General features: G+C 46.5%; 25 protein-coding genes. 14 read left to right on the top strand and 11 right to left on the bottom strand.

Translation table 11 applies throughout. The features are described from left to right. Positions 1 to 134: 134 nt before the first annotated feature. The 3 genes from Q0757_RS13360 to Q0757_RS13350 all read left to right on the top strand — a co-directional run bounded on the left by Q0757_RS13360 (position 135) and on the right by Q0757_RS13350 (position 4,624). Positions 135 to 1,823, top strand: a complete 1,689-nt coding sequence (locus Q0757_RS13360; protein ID WP_298788152.1) for a glycerol-3-phosphate dehydrogenase/oxidase — start codon at positions 135 to 137, stop codon at positions 1,821 to 1,823. Between the two features lie 164 nt (positions 1,824 to 1,987). Continuing rightward, a complete protein-coding gene (locus tag Q0757_RS13355) occupies positions 1,988 to 3,727 on the top strand; it encodes a phospho-sugar mutase (RefSeq protein ID WP_298788149.1) in 1,740 nt (579 codons plus the stop codon). Between the two features lie 72 nt (positions 3,728 to 3,799). Beyond that, entirely contained in the window at positions 3,800 to 4,624 is an 825-nt protein-coding gene (locus tag Q0757_RS13350) for an arylamine N-acetyltransferase (protein WP_298788147.1), read from the top strand. A 50-nt stretch (positions 4,625 to 4,674) separates the two neighbouring features. Here Q0757_RS13350 and Q0757_RS13345 read toward each other — a convergent pair whose 3' ends face one another. The 6 genes from Q0757_RS13345 to Q0757_RS13320 all read right to left on the bottom strand — a co-directional run bounded on the left by Q0757_RS13345 (position 4,675) and on the right by Q0757_RS13320 (position 8,937). Beyond that, entirely contained in the window at positions 4,675 to 4,947 is a 273-nt protein-coding gene (locus Q0757_RS13345) for an acylphosphatase (RefSeq protein ID WP_298788145.1), read from the bottom strand. A gap of 21 nt (positions 4,948 to 4,968) precedes the next feature. Then, the gene (locus tag Q0757_RS13340; protein ID WP_022793756.1) at positions 4,969 to 5,196 is read right to left on the bottom strand and encodes a hypothetical protein; all 228 of its coding nucleotides are present in this window, start codon (positions 5,194 to 5,196) and stop codon (positions 4,969 to 4,971) included. Between the two features lie 43 nt (positions 5,197 to 5,239). Next, positions 5,240 to 6,058 (bottom strand): pyridoxine/pyridoxal/pyridoxamine kinase, encoded by an 819-nt coding sequence (gene pdxK / locus Q0757_RS13335; protein WP_298788143.1) that lies wholly within the window; start codon positions 6,056 to 6,058, stop codon positions 5,240 to 5,242. Positions 6,059 to 6,089: 31 nt separating this feature from the next. Continuing rightward, positions 6,090 to 7,322 (bottom strand): aminopeptidase, encoded by a 1,233-nt coding sequence (locus Q0757_RS13330; RefSeq protein WP_298788141.1) that lies wholly within the window; start codon positions 7,320 to 7,322, stop codon positions 6,090 to 6,092. A gap of 340 nt (positions 7,323 to 7,662) precedes the next feature. Next, on the bottom strand, positions 7,663 to 8,232 hold the full coding sequence (locus tag Q0757_RS13325) for a LemA family protein (RefSeq protein WP_298788140.1): 570 nt from the start codon (positions 8,230 to 8,232) through the stop codon (positions 7,663 to 7,665). 81 nt (positions 8,233 to 8,313) lie between these two features. Beyond that, on the bottom strand, positions 8,314 to 8,937 hold the full coding sequence (locus Q0757_RS13320; RefSeq protein ID WP_298788138.1) for an NAD(P)-dependent oxidoreductase: 624 nt from the start codon (positions 8,935 to 8,937) through the stop codon (positions 8,314 to 8,316). Between the two features lie 104 nt (positions 8,938 to 9,041). On the opposite strand from Q0757_RS13320, the gene Q0757_RS13315 reads away from it, so the two are divergent. The 9 genes from Q0757_RS13315 (at position 9,042) to Q0757_RS13275 (ending at position 17,862) form a co-directional block, all read left to right on the top strand. Beyond that, on the top strand, positions 9,042 to 10,841 hold the full coding sequence (locus tag Q0757_RS13315; RefSeq protein WP_298788136.1) for an AMP-binding protein: 1,800 nt from the start codon (positions 9,042 to 9,044) through the stop codon (positions 10,839 to 10,841). 38 nt (positions 10,842 to 10,879) lie between these two features. After that, positions 10,880 to 12,019, top strand: coding sequence for a DUF445 domain-containing protein (locus Q0757_RS13310; RefSeq protein ID WP_298788134.1), 1,140 nt, complete (start codon positions 10,880 to 10,882; stop codon positions 12,017 to 12,019). 93 nt (positions 12,020 to 12,112) lie between these two features. Then, the gene (locus Q0757_RS13305; RefSeq protein ID WP_022793764.1) at positions 12,113 to 12,478 is read left to right on the top strand and encodes a YlbF family regulator; all 366 of its coding nucleotides are present in this window, start codon (positions 12,113 to 12,115) and stop codon (positions 12,476 to 12,478) included. Positions 12,479 to 12,612: 134 nt separating this feature from the next. Continuing rightward, positions 12,613 to 13,269 carry a lytic transglycosylase domain-containing protein gene (locus Q0757_RS13300; protein ID WP_298788129.1) on the top strand — a complete coding sequence of 219 codons (657 nt, stop codon included), beginning with the start codon at positions 12,613 to 12,615 and terminating at the stop codon, positions 13,267 to 13,269. Between the two features lies 1 nt (position 13,270). Further along, positions 13,271 to 13,540, top strand: coding sequence for a hypothetical protein (locus tag Q0757_RS13295; protein ID WP_298788127.1), 270 nt, complete (start codon positions 13,271 to 13,273; stop codon positions 13,538 to 13,540). 35 nt (positions 13,541 to 13,575) lie between these two features. Further along, positions 13,576 to 14,340, top strand: a complete 765-nt coding sequence (gene yidC / locus Q0757_RS13290; protein WP_298788126.1) for a membrane protein insertase YidC — start codon at positions 13,576 to 13,578, stop codon at positions 14,338 to 14,340. Positions 14,341 to 14,454: 114 nt separating this feature from the next. Then, positions 14,455 to 15,614, top strand: a protein-coding gene (locus Q0757_RS13285) for an IS3 family transposase (RefSeq protein WP_298788125.1) whose coding sequence is annotated in 2 segments (ribosomal slippage) — positions 14,455 to 14,731 and positions 14,731 to 15,614 — 1,161 coding nt in all. Because the reading frame shifts where the segments join, the coding sequence is not laid out codon by codon here. A 182-nt stretch (positions 15,615 to 15,796) separates the two neighbouring features. Then, positions 15,797 to 16,486, top strand: a complete 690-nt coding sequence (locus Q0757_RS13280) for a response regulator transcription factor (protein ID WP_298788123.1) — start codon at positions 15,797 to 15,799, stop codon at positions 16,484 to 16,486. Then, positions 16,483 to 17,862 (top strand): cell wall metabolism sensor histidine kinase WalK, encoded by a 1,380-nt coding sequence (locus Q0757_RS13275; protein ID WP_298788121.1) that lies wholly within the window; start codon positions 16,483 to 16,485, stop codon positions 17,860 to 17,862. Before Q0757_RS13280 ends, Q0757_RS13275 begins: the two co-directional genes overlap by 4 nt. 30 nt (positions 17,863 to 17,892) lie before the next feature. Here Q0757_RS13275 and Q0757_RS13270 read toward each other — a convergent pair whose 3' ends face one another. Next, complete coding sequence (locus Q0757_RS13270; protein ID WP_298788119.1) at positions 17,893 to 18,816, bottom strand: peptidylprolyl isomerase; 924 nt, start codon at positions 18,814 to 18,816, stop codon at positions 17,893 to 17,895. A 121-nt stretch (positions 18,817 to 18,937) separates the two neighbouring features. After that, positions 18,938 to 19,123, bottom strand: a complete 186-nt coding sequence (locus Q0757_RS13265) for a hypothetical protein (protein WP_022793771.1) — start codon at positions 19,121 to 19,123, stop codon at positions 18,938 to 18,940. A 161-nt stretch (positions 19,124 to 19,284) separates the two neighbouring features. Here Q0757_RS13265 and Q0757_RS13260 point away from each other — a divergent pair, with 161 nt between their 5' ends. Further along, a complete protein-coding gene (locus Q0757_RS13260) occupies positions 19,285 to 19,854 on the top strand; it encodes a YpmS family protein (RefSeq protein WP_298788117.1) in 570 nt (189 codons plus the stop codon). Positions 19,855 to 19,896: 42 nt separating this feature from the next. Here Q0757_RS13260 and Q0757_RS13255 read toward each other — a convergent pair whose 3' ends face one another. The 3 genes from Q0757_RS13255 to Q0757_RS13245 all read right to left on the bottom strand — a co-directional run bounded on the left by Q0757_RS13255 (position 19,897) and on the right by Q0757_RS13245 (position 21,430). Next, the gene (locus Q0757_RS13255; protein WP_298788115.1) at positions 19,897 to 20,445 is read right to left on the bottom strand and encodes a DUF3267 domain-containing protein; all 549 of its coding nucleotides are present in this window, start codon (positions 20,443 to 20,445) and stop codon (positions 19,897 to 19,899) included. A 184-nt stretch (positions 20,446 to 20,629) separates the two neighbouring features. Then, the gene (locus Q0757_RS13250; protein WP_298788113.1) at positions 20,630 to 21,193 is read right to left on the bottom strand and encodes an HTH-type transcriptional regulator Hpr; all 564 of its coding nucleotides are present in this window, start codon (positions 21,191 to 21,193) and stop codon (positions 20,630 to 20,632) included. A 39-nt stretch (positions 21,194 to 21,232) separates the two neighbouring features. Continuing rightward, positions 21,233 to 21,430, bottom strand: coding sequence for a hypothetical protein (locus Q0757_RS13245; RefSeq protein ID WP_298788111.1), 198 nt, complete (start codon positions 21,428 to 21,430; stop codon positions 21,233 to 21,235). Here Q0757_RS13245 and Q0757_RS13240 point away from each other — a divergent pair. Beyond that, positions 21,429 to 21,719 carry a hypothetical protein gene (locus tag Q0757_RS13240; protein ID WP_298788109.1) on the top strand — a complete coding sequence of 97 codons (291 nt, stop codon included), beginning with the start codon at positions 21,429 to 21,431 and terminating at the stop codon, positions 21,717 to 21,719. The two genes, Q0757_RS13245 and Q0757_RS13240, sit on opposite strands and share 2 nt — an antisense overlap. Positions 21,720 to 21,758 lie beyond the last annotated feature (39 nt).

Raw genomic sequence — 21,758 nt, 5'->3', positions numbered from 1 at the left:
ATGAAAGAGCGATTACAATTAGGTTAAGTTAATAAATGGTCGGAGATGCAGAGAGACCGCAGATACCCTTCACGCCAGAAGAGGAGATCTGCGGTCTTTTTTACTCTCTGATATTTAAAAAGGGGATGAATCGAATGGCAGATCAGCATTTTTCAGCACTATCACGCAAAGAGCGTTTGAGAAATATGACAGAGACCCACCTCGACGTGCTCGTTATCGGAGGCGGCATTACCGGAGCGGGCATTACACTGGACGCCACAGCCCGTGGCCTCAACACGGCCTGCATTGAAATGCAGGACTTTGCAGCAGGTACTTCCAGCCGTTCCACTAAGCTTGTACACGGGGGACTTCGTTATCTCGAACAGTTTGAAATTAAACTTGTAGCCGAAGTAGGCAGAGAGCGGGCCATCGTGTATGAAAATGCGCCACACGTAACCGAGCCGGAGTGGATGCTTCTTCCAATCGTAAAAGGCGGAAACCTTGGAAAAACCACCACCTCGTTCGGTCTGCAGGTATATGACCGCCTGGCCCAGGTAAATAAGCACGAACGCCGTTATATGCTGAATAAAAAAAGTACGATTGAAAAGGAACCGCTGCTTCGCGAAGATAACCTTCTCGGGGGCGGAGTGTATGTTGAATATCGTACCGATGATGCAAGACTGACGCTCGAAGCAATGAAAAAATCCGTGGAACTCGGCGCAAACGCCGTTAACTACGCCAAAGCCACTGATCTTTTGTATGATAACGGCAAGCTGATTGGTGTAGAAGTAAAAGATCTGATCAACAATGAGACCCACCGCATCTATGCGGACCATGTGGTGAACGCTGCCGGTCCGTGGGTGGATACGCTGAGAAAAGTAGACGGCTCCAACACAGGTAAACATCTGCATCACACGAAAGGAATTCATCTCGTGTTTGATCTGAGCCGGTTCCCGCTCCGTCAGGCTACGTACTTTGATGCTCCGGATGGCCGCATGATCTTTGCCATCCCGCGCGGCAATAAGGCGTATGTGGGCACAACAGATACTGACTACGGGTCGAACCTTCAGGAGCCTCGTGTCTCCCGTGAAGACCGCGACTATATTTTAGAAGTGACGAATTATGAATTCCCAACCCTGAAGCTGAAAGCAGAAGATGTGGAATCCAGCTGGTCCGGCATCCGTCCGCTTATTCAGGAGGAAGGAAAATCAGCCTCTGAAATTTCCCGGAAGGATGAAATTTTCATTTCCGATTCAGGACTGATTTCCATTGCAGGCGGTAAACTGACCGGCTACCGCAAGATGGCAGAGCGGATTGTCGATGTAGTGGTTGATAAGATGAATATCCACGCACCGTGCCCAACACAGGATATCCGGCTTTCCGGCGGTGAAGTGGGAGGCTCCTCCGGCTATGAAACATTTGCCGTTAAAGAAGCATACCGCGGTGAAGCACTCGGGATGACCAGAGACGAGACAGAGGACCTGTTCCGCTTCTACGGAGCGAACGGACTGAAAATGCTCGAGCTGCTTGAAGAAAACCTCGAGGAAGCGAAAAACAGCGGTATGCCGCTAAAGCTTGCTGCACGGCTGTTGTACGCACTCGAATATGAAATGGCAGTTACGCCGCTTGACTTCCTAAATAGAAGAACCGCCTTCCTGTTCTTTGATATGCCGGAGCTGAAGCGCTGGAAAGAGCCGGTAACGGCGTTTATGAAAAAATCGTTGAACTGGTCCGAGGAAGAAACCAAAGCCTATACGAAAGAGCTTGAGTCCGAAATTGCCTATGCGACGAAGCCTTATGAAGACGTTGAGGACCAAAAAGCCAGGGAAAAACAAGCGAATTAATGAACTTGCATCAAAACGCCTGCTCTTTAACCGGAGCGGGCGTTTTTTTGGAAAGAAGAGAACGAATGCCGGAAAACCATGGTGGAAACGCGTGCTTTCTTATATACTGGTAACAGATAGATCTACCGAGAAATACAATAAACGCTTCAGGAGTGATCATACATATGAGTTGGACGGACCACTGGAATCGATGGAAAAACCATGCGTTCATAGAAGAAGCATGGAAAGAAAAGCTTCATGAACTGGATGAAACAGAGGCAGAGGATTACTTTTATCAGTATCTGGCTTTTGGGACCGGAGGGATGCGCGGAGAAATCGGCCCTGGAACAAATAGAATGAATACATACACGATCCGCCGCGCAGCTGAGGGCCTTGCCCGGTATATAGAAAATGCCGGCGCTGAGGCAAAAGCCCGGGGAGTGGCTGTCGCATTTGACCCGCGCCACTACTCGGAAAAATTTGCGCTTGAAACAGCACAGACGCTCGGGGCACACGGCATCCAGGTGTACTTGTTTGAAGATCTGCGCCCGACTCCCGAGCTGTCGTTTGCGGTGCGGAGAACCTATGCATTTGCCGGAGTAGTAATTACGGCAAGTCATAACCCGCCGGAATATAACGGGTTTAAAGTTTACGGTGAAGACGGGGGGCAATTCCCGCCTGGGCCCGCGGATGAGTTGATCACCTATGTGGAATCGGTCGAAAATGAGCTGGAAATTCGGGTGAAGGACAGCGGAGTCATGCAGGAGGAAGGGCTTCTCGTGATGCTTGGGGAAGAAACTGATGCAGCCTACGATAAAGCGCTGCAGTCAATTCTGCTGCAGCCGGAGATGATCAAAGAAAACGGAAGCGATTTGAATGTAGTGTTTACACCTTTGCACGGAACAGCGAAGGACCCGGTATTGCGTGGGCTCGCTGCAGCTGGCTTTCAAAACGTATCCACAGTGGAAGAGCAGTTAACACCTGATCCGGAATTTTCCACCGTGCAGAGCCCGAATCCTGAAGAGAAGGAAGCCTTTGCAAAAGCCATTCAGGTAGGTGAAAACAATGACGCGGACATACTGATTGGCACCGACCCTGATGCGGATCGAATTGGCCTGGCGGCAAAAGACAGCAGCGGCGAGTTTGCAGTGCTCACTGGAAATCAGACCGGGGCGCTGCTTCTTGATTATCTTCTCATGCAAAAAAAAGAGGCAGGAACCCTTCCTACAAATGGCATTGTCATGAAAACGATCGTTACTTCCGAACTCGGAAGAGCTATAGCAGAACATTACGGCCAGGCATGTGAGGATACGCTCACAGGTTTTAAATTCATTGGTGAAAAAATTAAAACCTATAATGAAACAGGGGAATATGCCTTTCAGTTTGGTTATGAGGAGTCCTACGGGTATTTGATCGGGGACTTTGTGCGCGATAAGGATGCAGTGCAGGCGGCACTTTTAATCGCGGAGATGGCCCTGTGGCACAAAGAGCAGGGACGCACTGTGTATGAAGGGCTGATGGATATTTACAGCCGTTATGGATATTTTATGGAAGGGCTGGATTCCTTAACGAAAAAAGGAAAAGAAGGCGCGGAGCAAATTGACCGTCTGATCGAAACATTCCGTACGACGCCTCCTAAAGGGGTAAGTGACGCTTCCATCCAAAAACTGGAGGATTACAAAACGGGCGAACGTACGTATTTGCTTGAAAATGGAAAAACAGAGCCTGTTGAGCTTCCATCCTCGAACGTACTGAAGTTTTTTACAGATGATGAATCCTGGTTCTGTCTTCGTCCTTCAGGTACAGAACCGAAAGTGAAGTTTTATTTCGGTGTTAAGGGAAAGACGTTCAAGCAGACAGAGGAAAAACTTCTTCAGTTAAAAATGGATGTTATGGCAATGGTGCATGAACGTCTCGGGGAATAATAAAGCCTGCGGCGCAAAAAGAAGGCCCCATTTGTTTTTGCCTTACAGCGCTTTAAAAGGAGGTCGTTTTGCATGCAGTCATGGGTAGAGGACTATTTACACATTTTGAAGCTGAAAATAGAACAGCCGGATGTTCGGTTTTTGACAAAATTGATTCGTTCCCATCTGCAGCAGTTTCCCTTTGAAAACGTAGGTAAAATAATTGAAGCTGGGGAGAGTATAGAAGCCCGGGCCCCGATGTCAGTCGGTTCATTTTTGTACCGGCGCCAGGTTTACCAGATGGGAGGCACATGCTATACGCTGAATATCCACTTTCAGCAGCTGCTCGAGGCACTGGGGTTCTCCACCCGGCTCATTTATTTGAATGAAGACCACGTGTCCGTCCGGGTAGAAACAAACCAGCCGGGTTCTCCTCCTTATTTTGTAGACGTAGGGACGACCGCCCCATTATTTGAACCGATCCCTCTTCGCATGGGAAAGGAGCGCTCAAAAAAATTTGATGGCGAACAGCTGTTGTTTCACTATCAAAAGGAGGCACGCCTGTACCGTTATATACGTATGAAAGACGGAAAGCAGGCGGATGAGTCCTGGGCGTTTGACCCTGACATAGAGGCAGGGCAAGCAGAACTGAGAAATAAGATCAGTAGATCCTACGGTCCGGATGCGCCGTATATGAACCAGCTGCGCCTGCAGCTTTGGGTGCCGGAAAAATATCTTTTGCTGTCTTTGAAAAATAATAAACTTATCGCCCGAAAAGCAAATGGCGCCACTATGACAAAGTATATACATGATCTACCAGCGCTTGAGCGCGTAGTCCAGGAGGAATTCCGCCTGCATTATCTACCGGTACGACAGGCAGCTTCACAGCTCGAAAAGCGTATGTCCTGGGCCTTTTAAGCAAAAAACTCTCCAGCTGAAATAATCAGCTGGAGAGTTTTTGTTTATAATTAGAAGCGAACGTCAAAGGACTCATTATGGTCGACAGAATCAAGATCAGATGTTTCGAGGCGCTCCACGGTAGAAAAAGGACTGCCTTCCTGCACGGCGATAAGAAAGCGGTCCATATCCTGGGGCGTTCCTTCGGCCTCAATTTCAACAGCGCCGTTTGATTTGTTGCGGACCCAGCCGTGAATGTTATGCTTCACTGCTTCGGATTGGGTGAACTGCCGAAAGCCGACGCCCTGGACATTTCCGTGGACTTCTACATGATAGCGTTTCATTTGCATGCTCCTTTCCATAGTTCACACTTTTTTAAAATGCTGCTGAAACCAGTGGTCCTGTTCTGGTGAAGGATGTTCACTGATCACATGCATTACGTCTTCTTCATCGGTAGCCATCCAGACTCCGCTGTCATCGAAAAAGCCTGGGTAAATATAGCCGTGACGGAAAAGAAGCTGGGGAGGATAAATTTCGATGACGTCCATTTCGACGTGTTTATAAACACTTTTCGTGCATTGAAATAGTTCCAATTTGGTCACCTGCTTATTTTCGGTCTGGGAGCCGAAAACATATTTAAGACTGGGGAGCTCGGTGGCGGTAGGCAGTGTGATTTACAGAACCAACATGCTCGTTCAGGCGGAAGGACTCCTGGATAGAAGCCTGAATGAACTGTTTTGCTGTATGAATTGCTTCCCGTACGCTCTTTCCGTTTGCAAGCTCCGCAGTAATAGCAGCAGAGAACGTACAACCGGCTCCGTGAGTATAATCCGTATTAATTTTTTCGGATTCGATATATTCAAAGCTGTTGCCGTCATAAAGCACGTCAATTGATTTTTCGGCTCCGGTATCTCCTCCGCCTTTAACAATAACAAAGGATGGGCCAAGCTGATAAATTTTTTCGGCAGCTGCTTTCATGTCTTCAAGCGACTGCGGCAGAGAGACCTGGGCGAGCTGGGAGGCTTCAAATAAATTAGGAGTCACAATAAATGCCTTTGGCACAAGCGTGTCTCTCAAATAAGCGTCCATTTCCGGGTTGACCGGCTCATCGGCGCCTTTGCAAACCATCACCGGGTCCACGACCAGCTGTTCTATCTGGTGCTCATCTATTTTTTTCGCTACCATTTCGATGACTTCTTTTGAACCAAGCATCCCTGTTTTTGCGGCTTGCACCCCAATTCCTTTTAACACCGTATCCAGCTGTGCTTCGAGCGTGGCCGTATCGATAGGGTAGACTCGGTGAAACCATTCGTTATCAGGATCCTGGGCTACAATGGTAGTCAGGGAAACCATTCCGTACGTGCCGAGCTCCTGAAATGTTTTTAAATCTGCCTGGATGCCGGCGCCTCCGCTTGTATCGGAGCCGGCTATCGTTAGCGTTTTAGGTATACTCATAATAATCTCCTTTCAAAAAATAATGGAAAAGCTATTCTGCCCATTCGCCATTCCGGAATACTGGCTCTTTTGTACCGTCGGGAAGAATGCCGTCTATATCCATATTTTCATTTCCAATCATAAAATCAACATGGATGATGCTTGTGTTTAAACCAGCCTGTTCCTTTTCCTCTTTGTTCATTTCCGGTCCATTCTCTACACAGAAAGCATATGCACTACCGAGCGCAATATGATTGGAGGCATTCTCATCAAAGAGCGTATTGAAAAACAAAATGCCGGACTGCGAGATAGGGGAACTGTGCGGTACGAGGGCTACTTCGCCAAGTCGGGCAGCACCTTCGTCTGAATTGATCAGGTGACGGAGAGTTTCTTCTCCTTCACCTGCCTCCATGTCCGTGACAGCCCCGTCCTTGAAGTGCAGCGTAAATTGATCAATAACACTGCCGCCGTAGTTTAACGGTTTGGTATTGGTTACGTATCCGTTAACGAAATCCTTATGCGGAGCAGTAAATACTTCTTCTGTCGGCATATTCGGGATGAATGAAACACCCGATGTATTGGTACTGCCGCCGCCGGCCCAAACGTGTCCGTCAGGCAGGCCGATTTCAAGGTCCGTGCCGGGGGCGGTGTACTGAAGTGATTTGTATTTTTTGGCATTCAGCCAATCGACCTTGGCCCGCAGAATGTGATTATGCTCATCCCACGCCTGTACCGGGTCATCTGTATCCGCCCGAACAGCGCTGAAGATCCGTTCCCAAAGAAGATCGATAGCCCGGTCTTCCGGTTCATCTGGGAAAACTTTTTTTGCCCATCCTGCAGAAGGGGTGGAAATCACAAGCCAGCTGACGCGGTCAGCCTGAATATAATCCCGGAATCCTTCCATAGCAGCACCGGCTGCATTGTTCGCATTGGCGATTTTATCGGGATCAACTCCTTTAAGGAGGTCGGGATCAGTGGATTTGACCGTGATAAAAGCTGCCCCTTCACGGGCTAGCTGCTCTCTGCTTTCAGCACGCCAGGAAGGAAATTCATGAAAAGCTTCCTCAGGCGCTTTCTCGTATTTAATTTTTGTCAGTTCATCGTCTGCCCATTCCGGGTAGACATGCTTTGCACCGGCATCATATGCTGCCTCGGCCAGTCTTCTGACAAAAGGAGCAGCATCAATCGGAGCTGCAATTACTAAAGTCTGGCCGGGTTGGATATTAACACCTTTATCCACGGCAAGTTTTGCATAGTTGTGAAGTTTTTGTTCGAACGTTTTCATGTCTGAAGCTTCCTTTCTCATACAGTACTGGATAAACGTAGACAGTGGTCTCAAATGTCTTTCATCATTATAACACGTAAGGATTCATCATTCTTTTGCCGTGTACTGCTTTTTTTAAACAGGACGAAGGTATAAAAAAGCCCTGCCGGAATAACCGGGCAGGGTACAAAAGGTATCGTACAGGTAAAGATGCATTCATCCAAGGAGAACCTGCCTGTTTAGGGTAGCACAGAACGAATAACGGCCTAATGTCGATGAGAGCTTGTTTTCACCTGTTTTCAGGGATGAGCGGAAAAGAAACAAGCTCAAATAAAAAAATATAATTATATGCATATTTGAATTATACAGACGTTTCCGCCTTTGTTTCAGTCTTGCTTCCGGGAGCAGAGCTTTGTCCCGGAAGAGGACTTCGGGTTTTAAAATGATGCAGCTCTGCTACAAACCTGACTGGAAACGATGATATCTTTGTATTGTATTTATCTATCGTATTGTTGTATACGCTTGAAGAATGAATGATCTTATTCTGGGCATCGTCAAACTGCTCACGCATCGATTTCAGCTCGGACTGCAGCTGCTTCTCATCAGGCATGGAAGCGTCAAACGCCTCGTGAAGAGTCTCTTCAATGCGGGAGTTAATGTGCAGCTGCTCCTGTCTGCTCGATTCCGGGGATAGCGCTTCGCTTCTGTATTGTACCAGCGTTTCAAGTTCATCCTGTTTATGGCGCCAAGCTTTTTGGGCAGATTCAACAAAATCAGGAATCAAGTTCATCCGGCGGTGCAGTTGAAATTCCACCTGGGTCCAGGATTCTTCCACCCAGTTTAAATATTTAATTAAGGCATTGTAGCCGATAATCCAGCTTATAATAGCAGTAATAATAACAATACCGAGAATGATACCGAAAATACTCATATCGCCGCCCTCCTTCTTTCGGGGTTTTTACTTAGATAATGGTAATTAGTATAGCATGTTTGTACCGTCAATTACACAGCCTTACTCACAAACACCTATCCTTTTTTGGCAAAATTGAGAGTGATTTTCCAATACGTGCATTAAAAAATCAGCGGTATTTCCAGTTGAAATCCGGGTGCCGTTTTCGGGAAGATAGTCAGTTTCATAGCGCCAGGAAGAGGTATTTTCTCCGTCCGGCAAAAATGTCGGGCAGACAATGGTCCAGCAATAGGATGTTTCCTTAATGTATTCATAGGCTGCCTTATGGTCCTCGGCGGCCATGGTGCTCCGGCGTTTGGATTCTGACGACTCAAACCGGTAAAGATGCGGTTCTGTCCGCGACTGAAGAATCCCGGCAGTGCCTACGGTAATTAAACGGGTGATGCTGAGATCGTTCATTTCTTTTAACAATAGCGGTGTGAAGCTGCTTAACACATTCTGTTTGTCAGTGCCAAGGGCACTGACGACGACGTCTGCCCCCTGCATTGTTTTTCTCATTTTCGCCTGATCCAGGGCATCGCCGTGTATCTGCTCTGCAGAAGCGGGCAGGCTGTCTGCTTTTTCCGGTGAGCGGACAAGCATTTTTAATTCGTGCCCGGCAGCATGAGCCATGGACGCAAGCTGGGAACCGGTGCGGCCGGTTCCGCCAAATAAAGCTATTTTCATTTGAAGCACTCCTTTTTGTTTCACATATCTAAAAGCTATGTAAAAATAGATATACACCCCTATTCCCATTCTATAAAAGGAAAAACGTCGGGAGGCTATGAGAAATGCAGTGGACTACGTGGGAACCCCCTATTGTTCAATGGAGAACTAATGCGCTTTATCAATGGACTAAAGCACTTGGGCTGAGTGATACAGAAGAGCTGAAAAAGCATGCCGCAATCGATGTTTCCTGGTTTTGGCAGCAGGCATCTAAACGACTCGAAACCCGGTGGTTTAAACGGTATAAAGACGTTGTAGAGCTTTCGCACGGAAGGCGGAAGGCTGATTGGTTTTATAAAGGAAAAATGAACGCTGCGGAGCAGCTGATAAATAAATCAAAAGAAGTGATGGGGCAGACGGCTTTCATTGACGAAGACGGGGCATGGACATATGAGAGGCTGGCTGCAGAAGTGCAGGAAGCCGCAGGGAAACTGAGAAAAGCAGGTATACAAAAGGGCGGGCGGACGGCTGTTCTGGCCGGAGTCGGTAAACAGCCGGCGGTGATTTACATGGCACTGATGTATATCGGATCTGTTGTTTGTCCGTATAATCCCCGATGGACAGCCGCAGCGGGCGAAGAAGTTCACGCACATTTTCAGCCGGAATGGATCATTGTGGGTGCGGGAGCTTATGCAGCTGAAGCGGAGGAAAGATATAACATGGAAGCTTCGCACATTATTCATTTAGGCAATGACTCGTCCTCAAGACATAAACAATGGGAAACTATGCCGGCTGGAAAGAAAAAGGAGACGCCTGCAAAAACAGAGGGCGCTGATGCTGCACTTATTGTCTTTAGCAACAGTCCGGCAGATCCTGGCCATGGGTATGTGCTGAGCCACACCAGTTTGTTTATGAAGTCAGGAACCGAAATAGGTTTAGTGTGGGACGTGCGGCCAGGCGACCGTTTATGGTGGCTCGCCAGGGAGTGGGGATTCGAGCAGCTGTTTGCTATGGTCGGTACGCTTGCAAATAATGGCCAATACTGTCTGTTTTCATGGGACGGGCAGAGCGCTGATGCCGGCAGCACGATTGAAGCATACGGAATTACACATATCGGAGTTGATTCCCCCTCGGTACAGACGGCCTCCTCTCAGACGCAAAGTAAGTGGAAGGAATACCACCTTCATTCGCTGCGATATGTACTGACGTGGGAAACAGATTGGATGCGGGGGGACCTGCAGTGGACAATAGACGTATTAACCCGGGGAAGAATACCACTTTTAAAGGCCTTCGGGGGCGCTCACGCTTCTGGAATGATTACTGCCGATCTGCCGGACCGCAGGGTGCATCCTGAAAAATATAACAGCCGTCTTCCAGGGATGGTAATGGACACATGGGATAGTGAAGGGTATGCAGTGCGTCATATTCCAGGCAGAGTAGTGATAAAAAAACCATGGCCGAATAGCCTGGAGACAATGATTGATGGAAAGACGCAGTATGACAGCTCGCCGTGGTCCTGGTGGAAAGACGTATGGGCCGGCGACGGATTTTTAATAGATGACAGAGAAGGGTATACGTATGCAGGGGAGCATTCTGACATTAATAAAGTGGAACAGCAGAATGTTTCTCTGCTGCCGCTTGAACAATGGCTCGAGGGCATGGCCTCAGTGGAAACGGCCATTTTGCGCTGGAACGGGGGGAGTGCAGAGGCGATTATAGCACCTGCTGAAGGATGGAGTGGAACTATAGGCTGGAAGCAGGATCTTTCGGAAAAATGGCTCGAAGCACAAAAGTTCCCTCTGAAAAGCGTACAAATAGTTTCAACACCTCCCGGGAATGTGAATAAAAGAATGTGGCGAAACGCGTTTAAACGCGGGAAATTCACGATAGAACGTGAAGAGTTTATTTTTACCGAAGAGAAGTAACGTTTAATTAATAGACGACTGCCAAAGGAGCAATCACCATGAACGCAGGTATTACAATTATCATTATGATCGCTATTGGGGCAGCCATTGGGGGAGTGACGAATTCACTTGCGATCCGAATGCTGTTCAGACCTTATAAGCCGGTGTACATAGGCTCTGTGCGGGTGCCGTTCACACCGGGACTGATTCCAAAAAGACGTAATGAGCTCGCCGGGCAGCTCGGACGGGTAGTGACAGACCATCTGTTGACCCCGGAAGGCCTGCAGACAAAAATTCGCAGTGATATGTTTTCACGTCAGCTGAATGATTGGGTAACATTAGAAATGAAGGAATATCTTTATTCCGAGAAAAGCTTATCCGACTATGTGGAGAAGTGGACAGGGCTGCGTGATGTTCGCGGCTTTCTCCGTGAAACGTTAAGAGAAACGCTCGATATAAAATGGGAAGAGGCAAAACACCGTCATGCTGACACTCCAATCAAAGAGCTGCTTCCTCCAGGCGCGGTCCGTCAATCGGAAATGATGACTAAAGAGCTTACACAGTTAATAATGGTGAAGGCCGGTGATTATTTTCGGTCAAGTGCTGGCAAGCAGCAGCTGGCGCTTTTACTCGAGCGTTTTTTAGAAGGAAAGGGGTCGATGATGAACTTTTTCGGTACAATGATCGGTAATGACCGGCTTGTTGACCGTATCCAACCTGAGGTGCTCCGTTTTTTTGAAGACCCCGGAACAGAAAAAATGATATCCGGACTGCTGCAGCAGGAGCGAAAAGCGCTGTTTGAAAAACCGGCTGCGACGGCTTTTTCCTATGTGGATTCCCGGGCAGCGGTGGATTATATTGTGGAAACCGTTGACACCCATGTGCCGGTCATGGAAAGGCTTGAACAGCCTTTAAAGGACTGGGCTCCCGCGTATGAAACGAAAATGCTGGAGGACTGGGTTCCAAAAGCGGTCAAGAAAGGACAGGACTCCATTGCGAAGAGGCTTCCAAATCTGTTTGAACAGCTGCATCTTCATGATGTAGTTAAAGAGCAGGTGGACACGTTTTCGACAGACAGGATGGAAGCTATGCTGCTTACGATTTCCGGAAGGGAGTTTAAGCTGATCACATATCTGGGGGCACTGATTGGCGGTTTTGTAGGCTGTATACAGGGAATAGTCGTGTTGTGGATAGTGTGAATAAAAAAATGCCATTGATTCTTCCGGAATGGATGAATTTTCTCGGCGGTTCATGTTATGCTCATACAGACAATCTTAAAGGAGGACTTATATATGTCCAATATTCATGACAAGGCTTACGAATTATCGAGTGCGCTTCGTGACAGCGAAGAATTCCAACAGCTTAAAGAGCTTCATAACGAAGTGGAGCAGGACGAAGTCGCAAAGCGTATGCTTGATAACTTCCGTAATGTACAGCTTGAACTGCAGCAAAAACAAATGCAGGGAGAGCAGCCTTCGGAAGAAGAAATTACACAGGCTCAAAAACAGTTTGAAATGGTGCAGCAGCACGAAGTTATCTCGAAGCTGATGCAGCAGGAGCAGCAGCTCAGCACAGTCATTTCTGACCTGAATAAAATTATTACTGAGCCGCTTGAAGAACTCTACGGTGTACCGGAAGAGAACAATGGCCAGCAGTAATAACAAAAACTTTCCTCATGGTGGGGAAAGTTTTTTTATTTGCCTTCCCGTTATAGATTCTGGCTGAAACGTGCTACAATGAACATGGCGGTATTCGTCTTTAGCCATGAGTTATGTTAACAGGAGGGGACGCTGTGCGCCCGCAGACCAAGCGTTATCGACACGTTTATTTAATTACAGCAGTGACAGCTCTACTCACAGCAGCTATTGTTTTTATTGCCACATCAGTGCAGGACAGCAGCATACCGACATACAATTCCCAGGAAGACTTTGGGGAGAATGAAGTTCCGAAAGAATATATTTCTGTTTACAAACAGGCGGGAGAAGATTATGATATTCCGTGGACCCTCTTAGCAGCGGTCCACCGGGTGGAAACTGTTTTTTCCACGATGGAAACCCTGGAAAGCCCGGTGGGAGCGATAGGACATATGCAGTTTATGCCATGCACATTTGTAGGATGGAATTATCCGGGCTGCGGTGGAAATGGCAGTACTGATATACCGGAGCAGGAATTAACCGATCCGGAGACAATTAATGAATACGGAGGCTACGGTGTTGATGCTGACGGCGACGGCAGGGCCGATCCATATGCTCTTGAAGATGCCGTTTACTCGACGGCGAACTTTCTTGCTTCTAACGGAGCGGCAGGCGGTGAGGTACGGCCGGCAATATATCAATATAACCAGGCGGACTGGTACGTAGACGATATTCTTAATTATTACAACACATATGATGAAGAAGTGGAATTGGTAAGTCTTGAAGAAAATCATTTAGCAGAGGAGGGGGGATAAGTTGTTTTTCATTGAAACGTTTACAGAAATAAACTGGGTGGAATGGCTGCTCCTTGTAAGCGTGCTCATTACTACGCTTTGGATCGTCAGCCAGCATCTTACGAGTACAAATGCTTACTCCCTCCATCATGAGGAAGCAAGTGTCTGCTATGACGATTACAGCCGGGTTCCGGAAATGGCTGCTCTTCGCTTTGTTACTGTACAAAAGAAGATACCGGACAGCTCAGACAGCAGGCATGATGATGAAGACTCTTCTTATTTTTCATCATAATTTGAAAGCATGAAAAATAAGAAGGAGTGAATGTATTGAATAGTAAGTGGAAGTTAATAGCAATGCTTGGTGTTTTAATGCTGGTTCTTGCCGGTTGTGGCGGCGAACAGGAAGCCATATCGGCAGACAGTGAAGGAATTTGGAATCGTTTTTTTGTATACCCGTTTTCGTGGCTTTTAATCACGATCGCCCAATTTTTTAACGGTGACTATGGTCTTTCTATCATTGTAGTGACAATTATCATTCGTATTGTGCTGCTTCCGTTGTTTTTAAAGCAGCAGAACAGTGCGATTGCCATGAAACGGCTGCAGCCGAGAATGAAAGAGCTGCAGGAAAAATACAGCTCTAAAAACCAGGCGGAAGCACAGAAGCTTCAGCAGGAAATGATGAAATTGTACCGGGACGAAGGTGTAAATCCAATGATGGGCTGTCTGCCTATACTGCTGCAGATGCCGATTTTAATGGCCTTTTACTTTGCCATTCAGCGTACAGAAGAGCTGGCTGCCCACAGTTTCTTATGGGTAGACCTTGGTGAACCGGATCCATTTTTCATATTCCCGATCCTTGCGGGGATAATGATGTTTTTACAAACGAGAATCACGGCGAAGGATATGCCTGAAAACATGAGACCAATTATGATGCTGATGCCAGTGATGATGATTGTAGCCGGAATCTTTCTCCCGTCAGCCCTTTCTCTTTACTGGGCGACAGGCGGTGTGTTTATGATTTTCCAAACTCTCGTGTTTACAAAGCGCAAAGAAAAAATGGAACAGAGCCAGCAGGAAAAATCAACAACGTAACTATAAAAGAAAGCCGCCTGCAGGTGAAGTGAAGTGACCTAAATAAATGAGACAGATAAAAGCACCTCTCACGTCGTATTCGTAGTAGGATCGACAAATGGAGGTGTTTTTCTTATGGGAGAAAGCAAACGACGATATCCAACAGAAGTGAAACGGGAAGTCCTTCGGCTCAAATGGGAGGAAGGATGGAGTAACCGGGCACTTATGGATGCCTTTGGCATCAAGAATGTGTCTCAAATTAAGCAATGGGCCAGGTGGGTCCAGAACGGCGAGGAGCATCGCCTCGGCCAGCCCATTGGCCGTCCGAATATCTACGGACCTGGCCCGCAGGACAGTGAAACCGAGCGGCTACGAAAGCTGGTGCAGTATTATGAGATGAAGGAGACATTGCGGGGAAAGTACCAGGAACTCGAAAGGAGGTGGACCCCGAAATCTTCCTCGCGTTCGTCGACCAGCACCGGCAAACGTATACGGTAACGTTCCTGTGCCACATGTTCGCGGTGCCCCGGGCGACCTATTATCGTTGGGCCGGGAAATCCTGGGAGCCCTCCGGGCTCGACCAGCAGATTATCAATCTCTGCCATTCCCTGCAGTTTCGGGTGGGCCACCGGACCATCCGGGGCCTATTGGGGAAAGATCATGGGATTCATGTTCACCGGTGTACCGTCCAGCGCATCATGCAGAAGTACGGCCTTCAGTGCCAAATCAAGCCTAAACGGGCCCGGAAACCCGCCGGCCTCTCCGATATGGTGGTGCCGAATCGGCTGGAGCAACAGTTTCAGGCCCGACAGCCGAATGAAAAATGGGTTACGGATATCACGTACCTGCCGTACGGGCCCGCCATGTGGTATTTATCCACCGTGATGGACCTGTACAACAATGAAGTGCTGGCGTATACCATCCGCGATCGGCAGGACACCTCCCTGGTGCTGGACACGTTGGAACAGGCCTGCGCGGGCCGGGAAACCAGCGGCACGATCCTGCACAGCGACCAGGGCTGCCAGTACACCTCGTATGCCTTTCAGGAGGCTGCTCACAAAAAAGGCATTATCACAAGCATGTCGCGCCGAGGCAACTGCTTTGATAATGCCGTCATTGAATCCTTCCATTCCTCGCTAAAGTCGGAAGGATTCCGCACCCCGCAAGGGGTGCCCCTAACATTTACTATTATACTAGAAAACGTGCAGACGTACATGTATTATTACAATTATCAGCGACCCTTAACGAAATTAGCCTTCCACACGCCGGTAGAATACCGAACGGCAGAAGGCTAACGGCTAGGTGTTTTATCTTGTCTCATCTTCCTAGGTCAGTGCACAGGTAAGCAGTGCGGCTTTTTTTATAGAAACATTGGTGCGTGAATATCGTCTAACACAGAGGAAAGTGGAAACTGAGTAATAATACTGCTACGATAATAACAGATCAACACGTATCTTCAGAGGAAGGAACGAGATAAATGACGACTGCATATACAATCTATTTAGTGGAAGATGAAGAAAATCTTTCCGGCGTATTGAAGCCCTACATGGAAAAGGAGGGGTGGGAAGTAACTGTCTTTGATAACGGTACAGACGCCCTGGAGGCTAAAGAAGAGCCGCCTCATCTGTGGGTGCTTGATATTATGCTGCCGGGGACTGATGGATACCAGATATTAAAAGAAATTCGTTCCTCAAAAAAAGGGGAAGTGCCGGTGATTTTTATTTCTGCGAGAGACCAGGATCTTGACCGTGTGCTCGGCCTTGAAATGGGAAGCGATGACTATCTGGCGAAGCCATTTCTTCCCCAGGAACTGATTATCCGTGCTAAAAAACTGTTGTCCCGGGTGTACGGCGAATCGCAGACCGAAACAAAAAAGACAGAAGTAAATAATTATTATATCGATCCGGAAGCACGTACTGTAACGGATGCTGAAAATAACGAGGCCCATATTGAGCTGACTACAAAGGAGATGGACTTAATTCTGCTTTTAACCGAAGAGGTAGGCAAAGCCCTGTCGAGGGAAGATATCATTGAACATGTGTGGGGAGAAAACTATTTTGGCTCCGAACGGGCTGTAGATGACGTTGTGCGCAGAGTCCGGAAGAAAATGCCCAGAATTCATCTGGAGACGCTGTATGGATACGGATATCGTGTTCTGCCGTCATGATGAAAGTGAATTTAACCCAGCGCATTTGGCTCTCCTTTATCGCCATTATTGTTCTGGTCGGTCTGACAGTCATTATCGTCTATCCTATTTCGATCCGGGGGACGTTAACGGAGGAAACGTACCGGATTATCGAAGAAGAGCAGGCTCAGCTCGTTAATCCGCTGAGTGATTATTTCACGCCCCCGGAGTCAGACGATCTGGATTTTATTGAAAGGCGGGAGGCAGAGAGGTCGGTGGGGCACGTTTTTGTTACTGAAAATGAAACAGTCAGTGGAGAGCCTCGTCCCCCGGCCGAAGTGGAAAAAGAAATGCTCGAAAATGCCGGCAATCAAAATGCGGAACGTGAACGATACGAGCTTACTTTTAATGATGCTACACTTTTCTATGTGATTACAAAAGTAGAATCGGACGGAGAAGAAGCGTTCCAGATTTCCTACATGTGGGATACGTATAGAGACACAATGGTAAACCGGTTGTGGACCCGCCTGGTGTACATACTGCTCATCACAAGCGTTGTAAGCCTGTTGCCGGCGATTTGGCTGAAACGCTACCTCAGGCAGCCTCTGCGGGTGCTTGGCAACCGCTTTGAACAAATTGCGGAGAGAAACTGGCGGGAGCCTTTTAATTGGAAAGGGGATCAGGACTTTCAAAAGCTGTCTGAGCAGTTTGAACGGATGCGGCAAAATCTAATCCGTTATGATAATTCGCAAAAAACATTTATCCAGCACGCCTCCCATGAGCTTAAAACACCGATTATGGTCGTCAAATCCTATGCGCAATCCGTCAAAGACGGCATTCTGCCTAAAAAGGATATGGAAAAAACAATGGATGTCATTATTGATGAAGCGAACCGCATGGATAAAAGGGTCAGGGATATGCTGTATTACACGAAGCTTGATTCACTCAAAACAGAGGCGATTGAATATGAAGAAATCATATTCGGTAAACTCGCGTACGCGATTGAAGAACGTTTTCGTCTGCAGCGCAGCGATATCCGTTTTTATATCGAAGGGGCGAGCGTACGCATGGTTGCAGACGCTGAACATATGCGGGTGCTTCTTGAAAATTTAGTTGAAAACGCGCTGCGCTATGCTGAAGACAGCATATGGATTAAAGCAGAAAAGGACCCGGACGGCCGTGTGAAAATCACAGTCGAAAATAACGGGGAAAATATTAATGAAGAAGAGCTCGAATACATTTTCACACCGTTTAGAAAAGGAAATAAGGGGCAATTCGGTCTCGGTCTTGCGATTGTAAGCCAAATTGCTGAATTGCATGGAGCGTCAAAAGAGGCAGTCAACACGGAGACTGGGGTCATGTTCACCATCATTCTTCCTGCAGAAAACGAAATAAAGACACAAAAAACCGAGGCCTAACCGCCCCGGTTTTTTTGCAGAACAGCTCCATTAACTGCTTGATTTCTCGCTGCTCGCTTCAGTATATGTTTTTACCCAATCCTTGTAATCCTTGTCTTCAACATTGATGTCTGCTTCCTGCATAATTTCGTTTAGGACCTGCTGCCCGTCTTTTTGCTCTTCAGTTTTAAGCGTTTGTTTAATATCGTCTTTTAACTCATCGTAGCTGTCTTTTTTGCCAGTGACCTTAATTACATGGAAGCCGTGCTCTGTTTCGACAGGCTCTTCAGAGATGGAATCCACCTCCATGTCAAATGCCGCTTTCTCAAACGCCTCCGTCATTTCGCCTTTCCCGAAATAACCAAGTTCTCCGCCGCTTTCACCGGAAGCAGTATCGATAGACTTTTCTTTTGCAAGCTCAGCAAAATCAGCGCCACCTTCAAGTTCCTTGATTATTTCGTTAGCTTCTTTTTCACTTTCAACGAGAATATGACTTGCTTCGACCTGCACAACTTCTTCTTTGTTTTCGTCGTAGTAATTTTTCATTTCTTCTTCGGTTACCTCAACGTCCTGGGAGCCCAGTTCCTCAACTACGATCTGCGGCTTCACATACTGCTCCTTGAAAGCTTTGATGCTTTCAACCTGAACACCCATATTTTGCTGGATGGTTTGAAGGAACTGATCATTATCGTCTATTCCATACTGTTCTTTCATGGATTTAAATTCTTTATTAACCTGCTTATCTGAAATTTCAAGCTCTTCGGCTTTATTGTTTAAAACTTTTTGCTGGACAAGGTTATTTAAGGCGTTTTCCCCGTAATTTTCCTTTAAATCATCCATGAGCTCCTGCTCAGAAATGCTTTCTCCGTTCACTTCCACAATTGTATTGCTTTCTTCGGCACTGCCTTGATTACTGCAGGATGCAAGCAGAAGGGCTCCACTGAGACTTACGGCAGTAAAAATGTACTTCTTCATTCTTTCAGCTCCCTATGTATGTTCATGATACTCTGATATTATAGCACATTAAAAAGTTAAAAAATGTCGATTAATGTAAAAAATCCTATTGTATTTTACAATAGGATCGAAATTCTCAGCTTCAGGCTGCCAAAAGAAGTTCAACATACGAAGAAATAAGCAGGATGGTCACAAGTATGTTGATAGTGTTGAAGACCTTCGGCTGTTTTTCATCCGGGACTTCCCGCTGGGTTACAAACTTATTGGTCATGGAGTTCATGATAAACAGGTAAGCAACAGCAAATACAATAAAGAAAAGAATAAACATAAAATTCCCCCATTCCTAACGATACTACCATAACAAATCATAAGGCAAAAAGATAGGCAGAACCCGGCGGAGCAAAGAAAAAGCTATTATATCTATAACGTTTCTGCCGAACATGATATAGTGAAAAAGCAGCTGTTACAAGAAAAAAGGAGTGGGTCTGCTTGACGCGGAACATATGGAAAATCTTATTCATCCTGCTATTAGTCATCAATGTTATTATTATTGGCGCAGTAGTCTTCTGGTGGGCATCTCTGGATCAGGAGAGCGGTTCAACCGAAAAAGAACCGCAAACTTCTGAGGAGGAAGAATTTCAGCCGTACTTTACCGGGGAAACAAATTCTGCCCAGGTAAATAATATTTTAGAAGCAGAAATGGAAAACGAAAGAGCCGACTTAGTGGTGGAAGACGGGCAGTTTAAAATTATTTCTGCGCTCGAGCTTCTCGGTCGTGAAATTGATATTGAACTGAGTTTTGTGCCGGAGGCTTTAGAAAACGGTAATGTCGAACTGCAAAAGGATGATTTCTCTATTGCAGGGCTGCCGCTGCCGGGAACAGAAGTACTGACAGTGGTACAGAATCAGTCGGAATTTCCGGAATTTGTCCAGATTAATCCGGAAGAGGAAACGATCAGAATACGTCTTGATCAGTGGAGCGAAGATGAAGAATATACTGTACGGGCAGAAAGGGTCAATCTTGAAGAAGATGAAATTGTCTTTGTCGTAGGAAGATAAAAAAAGAAGCCCGGCGCTATTCGTGCGCCGGGCTTCTTTTACTTAAGAAGGCTGCTTCAATACAATATCCATACCGTCAAGCTTGCGTTCCACCGTACAGTGCTTTGGAGCCCGCACCAGCTGGCGGACAAACGCAAAATCATGGATAGCCATCCCGCTGTTTAATGAAAAGATAATAAGGAAGTAATGCATATAGCCTGGCATAAGCACGGCCCCGGCAATACTTGCAGTTCCAAGTATCACAAAAGGGCTGAGCATGGCTGCGACATACATATTTCTTGATACTGGTTTGCTGAAGCTGTATTTAATCACAGGAAGCTGTTTCCTGCGGTTTCTGTCGAATTTCCAGGTTGTAGCGATACCAATCATCCAGAGTGGTACGGCGTGCAAAATAGAATGCAGAGGGTAAAGAATGAGCATCATTAAAAGAAGAACTCCTAATCCGATACCTTTGAGCTGCGTATCGGGCTGCAGCGAACTAAAGATTAAAAAAGTAAACATAAAAGTTAAAAAGGAAAATCCTACCGACATGATTGTCATTTTTGTTGTGTTGTTTTCTTTTCGTAGATTCACTGATTTCCAGCAATTCATGCGACGGCCTCCTCTCTCTCCAAACCCCAACGTTGAATAATGTAATACCAATAGAAGAAAAAATCAATAGGGTTATAAAAAAAATATATAGAACGAAATTTCTAACAATTCGTTCTACAGAAGAGAAAGGAAGCCAATATGATGATTCAGGAGGCCAGAGCAGAGCAGGTGATCTGTAAAAGGTTTATTTGGCAGATCTGTCCGCTGGAAGCAGAGTTCCGTCTTTATCCATAAAATCATTTTCAAAAGACTGGAGGGACTCTTCAAACAAATGCATGAATTCTTCTCCATAAATGTAGCGTACGATGGTCATAAGTTCAGAAAACTCGGGAAACTTTCCGTACAGCTCTTTAATGGGAAGGGCCCCTTCAGAAACCTGAAACGTTTCTTTTTCATAAGACTCTAGGATGGAAAGAAGCAGGCTTTCGCCGTCTTCTGTCAGCTCGATATACGTATTGCGCTTATCGTTCGTTTTCTTTGAAAATTTTAAAAGGTTGCGGTCTTCCAGCTTTTTCGAAAAATTAAATGCAGTTGAGACGTGCATAACCCCGAACTTCGCAATCCCGGAAACAGAAGCGCCCTCTAATTGGTGAGCAACCCAGAGAATTTGAAATTCGTTAATGTTTAAATTATAGGGCTTCACCCATTCCTGCCAATCTTTTTCCACCGATTTCCATAATGCTTTAGACAGCTGTGCAGCACGGAGGCTGAATAGTATTGACTGCTTGGCATCAAATGAAGAGTCCAATTAAAGAACCCCCTCTCTTATAAGCTGGGTCATCAGTGACTAGGAACGCTTGGTTTCTTTTTTAATCTGCTTATTTAATTGAGAAATAGAGTCAGAAATTTCTTTTACCTGTTCCTGAATAGAGGCCACCTCGGGTTCAACTTCCTGCTTGTACCGTTTGTAGGTTTTTTTCATTTCTTTAGTCAGCACATCGAAAGCCTGGAAACCTTCTGTAGCAGCATACTGCCAGTCCTCCATGGCTGATTTATTTGTTGAGGATTTCAAGCCGGGGCGATTCCATTCCGAATGCTTAATGGAATGGCGTACGGCAGGACCAGAAGCAGGGGCAGTAAAAAGTATAATTAAACTGCTCGCTAGTGATCCTGTGAATATACCGGCAAAAAGAGATTTCAAATCCATCCGCCTCATTCCTTCCTTGAAATACATTTTTAATATATTATTCTTTAATAGTAGTATAGGTGAATTTAGGGAAAAAATAAAGAATTTCAAACAATTTCGGGTGCCCGGAAGGGGGAGACTCCTGTAAATTTTTATTTTATAAAAATAATCAGCGGGTAATTCCGCT

The organism is uncultured Marinococcus sp. (genome assembly GCF_947493875.1).
Classification (GTDB): Bacteria; Bacillota; Bacilli; order Bacillales; family Marinococcaceae; genus Marinococcus.
Note: the sequence above shows the minus strand (reverse complement) of the source record. Positions and strands in the feature narration are given on the sequence as shown.

Bases quoted from the DNA above. Each gene is read 5' to 3' on its own strand.
- Q0757_RS13360 (WP_298788152.1), top strand. From the start codon at position 135: ATGGCAGATCAGCATTTTTCAGCACTATCACGCAAAGAGCGTTTGAGA.
- Q0757_RS13355 (WP_298788149.1), top strand. From the start codon at position 1,988: ATGAGTTGGACGGACCACTGGAATCGATGGAAAAACCATGCGTTCATA.
- Q0757_RS13350 (WP_298788147.1), top strand. From the start codon at position 3,800: ATGCAGTCATGGGTAGAGGACTATTTACACATTTTGAAGCTGAAAATA.
- Q0757_RS13345 (WP_298788145.1), bottom strand. From the start codon at position 4,947: ATGAAACGCTATCATGTAGAAGTCCACGGAAATGTCCAGGGCGTCGGC.
- pdxK (WP_298788143.1), bottom strand. From the start codon at position 6,058: ATGAGTATACCTAAAACGCTAACGATAGCCGGCTCCGATACAAGCGGA.
- Q0757_RS13330 (WP_298788141.1), bottom strand. From the start codon at position 7,322: ATGAAAACGTTCGAACAAAAACTTCACAACTATGCAAAACTTGCCGTG.
- Q0757_RS13325 (WP_298788140.1), bottom strand. From the start codon at position 8,232: ATGAGTATTTTCGGTATCATTCTCGGTATTGTTATTATTACTGCTATT.
- Q0757_RS13320 (WP_298788138.1), bottom strand. From the start codon at position 8,937: ATGAAAATAGCTTTATTTGGCGGAACCGGCCGCACCGGTTCCCAGCTT.
- Q0757_RS13315 (WP_298788136.1), top strand. From the start codon at position 9,042: ATGCAGTGGACTACGTGGGAACCCCCTATTGTTCAATGGAGAACTAAT.
- Q0757_RS13310 (WP_298788134.1), top strand. From the start codon at position 10,880: ATGAACGCAGGTATTACAATTATCATTATGATCGCTATTGGGGCAGCC.
- Q0757_RS13305 (WP_022793764.1), top strand. From the start codon at position 12,113: ATGTCCAATATTCATGACAAGGCTTACGAATTATCGAGTGCGCTTCGT.
- Q0757_RS13280 (WP_298788123.1), top strand. From the start codon at position 15,797: ATGACGACTGCATATACAATCTATTTAGTGGAAGATGAAGAAAATCTT.
- Q0757_RS13275 (WP_298788121.1), top strand. From the start codon at position 16,483: ATGATGAAAGTGAATTTAACCCAGCGCATTTGGCTCTCCTTTATCGCC.
- Q0757_RS13270 (WP_298788119.1), bottom strand. From the start codon at position 18,816: ATGAAGAAGTACATTTTTACTGCCGTAAGTCTCAGTGGAGCCCTTCTG.
- Q0757_RS13265 (WP_022793771.1), bottom strand. From the start codon at position 19,123: ATGTTTATTCTTTTCTTTATTGTATTTGCTGTTGCTTACCTGTTTATC.
- Q0757_RS13255 (WP_298788115.1), bottom strand. From the start codon at position 20,445: ATGAATTGCTGGAAATCAGTGAATCTACGAAAAGAAAACAACACAACA.
- Q0757_RS13240 (WP_298788109.1), top strand. From the start codon at position 21,429: ATGGCTGATTTATTTGTTGAGGATTTCAAGCCGGGGCGATTCCATTCC.
- Q0757_RS13245 (WP_298788111.1), bottom strand. From the start codon at position 21,430: ATGGAGGACTGGCAGTATGCTGCTACAGAAGGTTTCCAGGCTTTCGAT.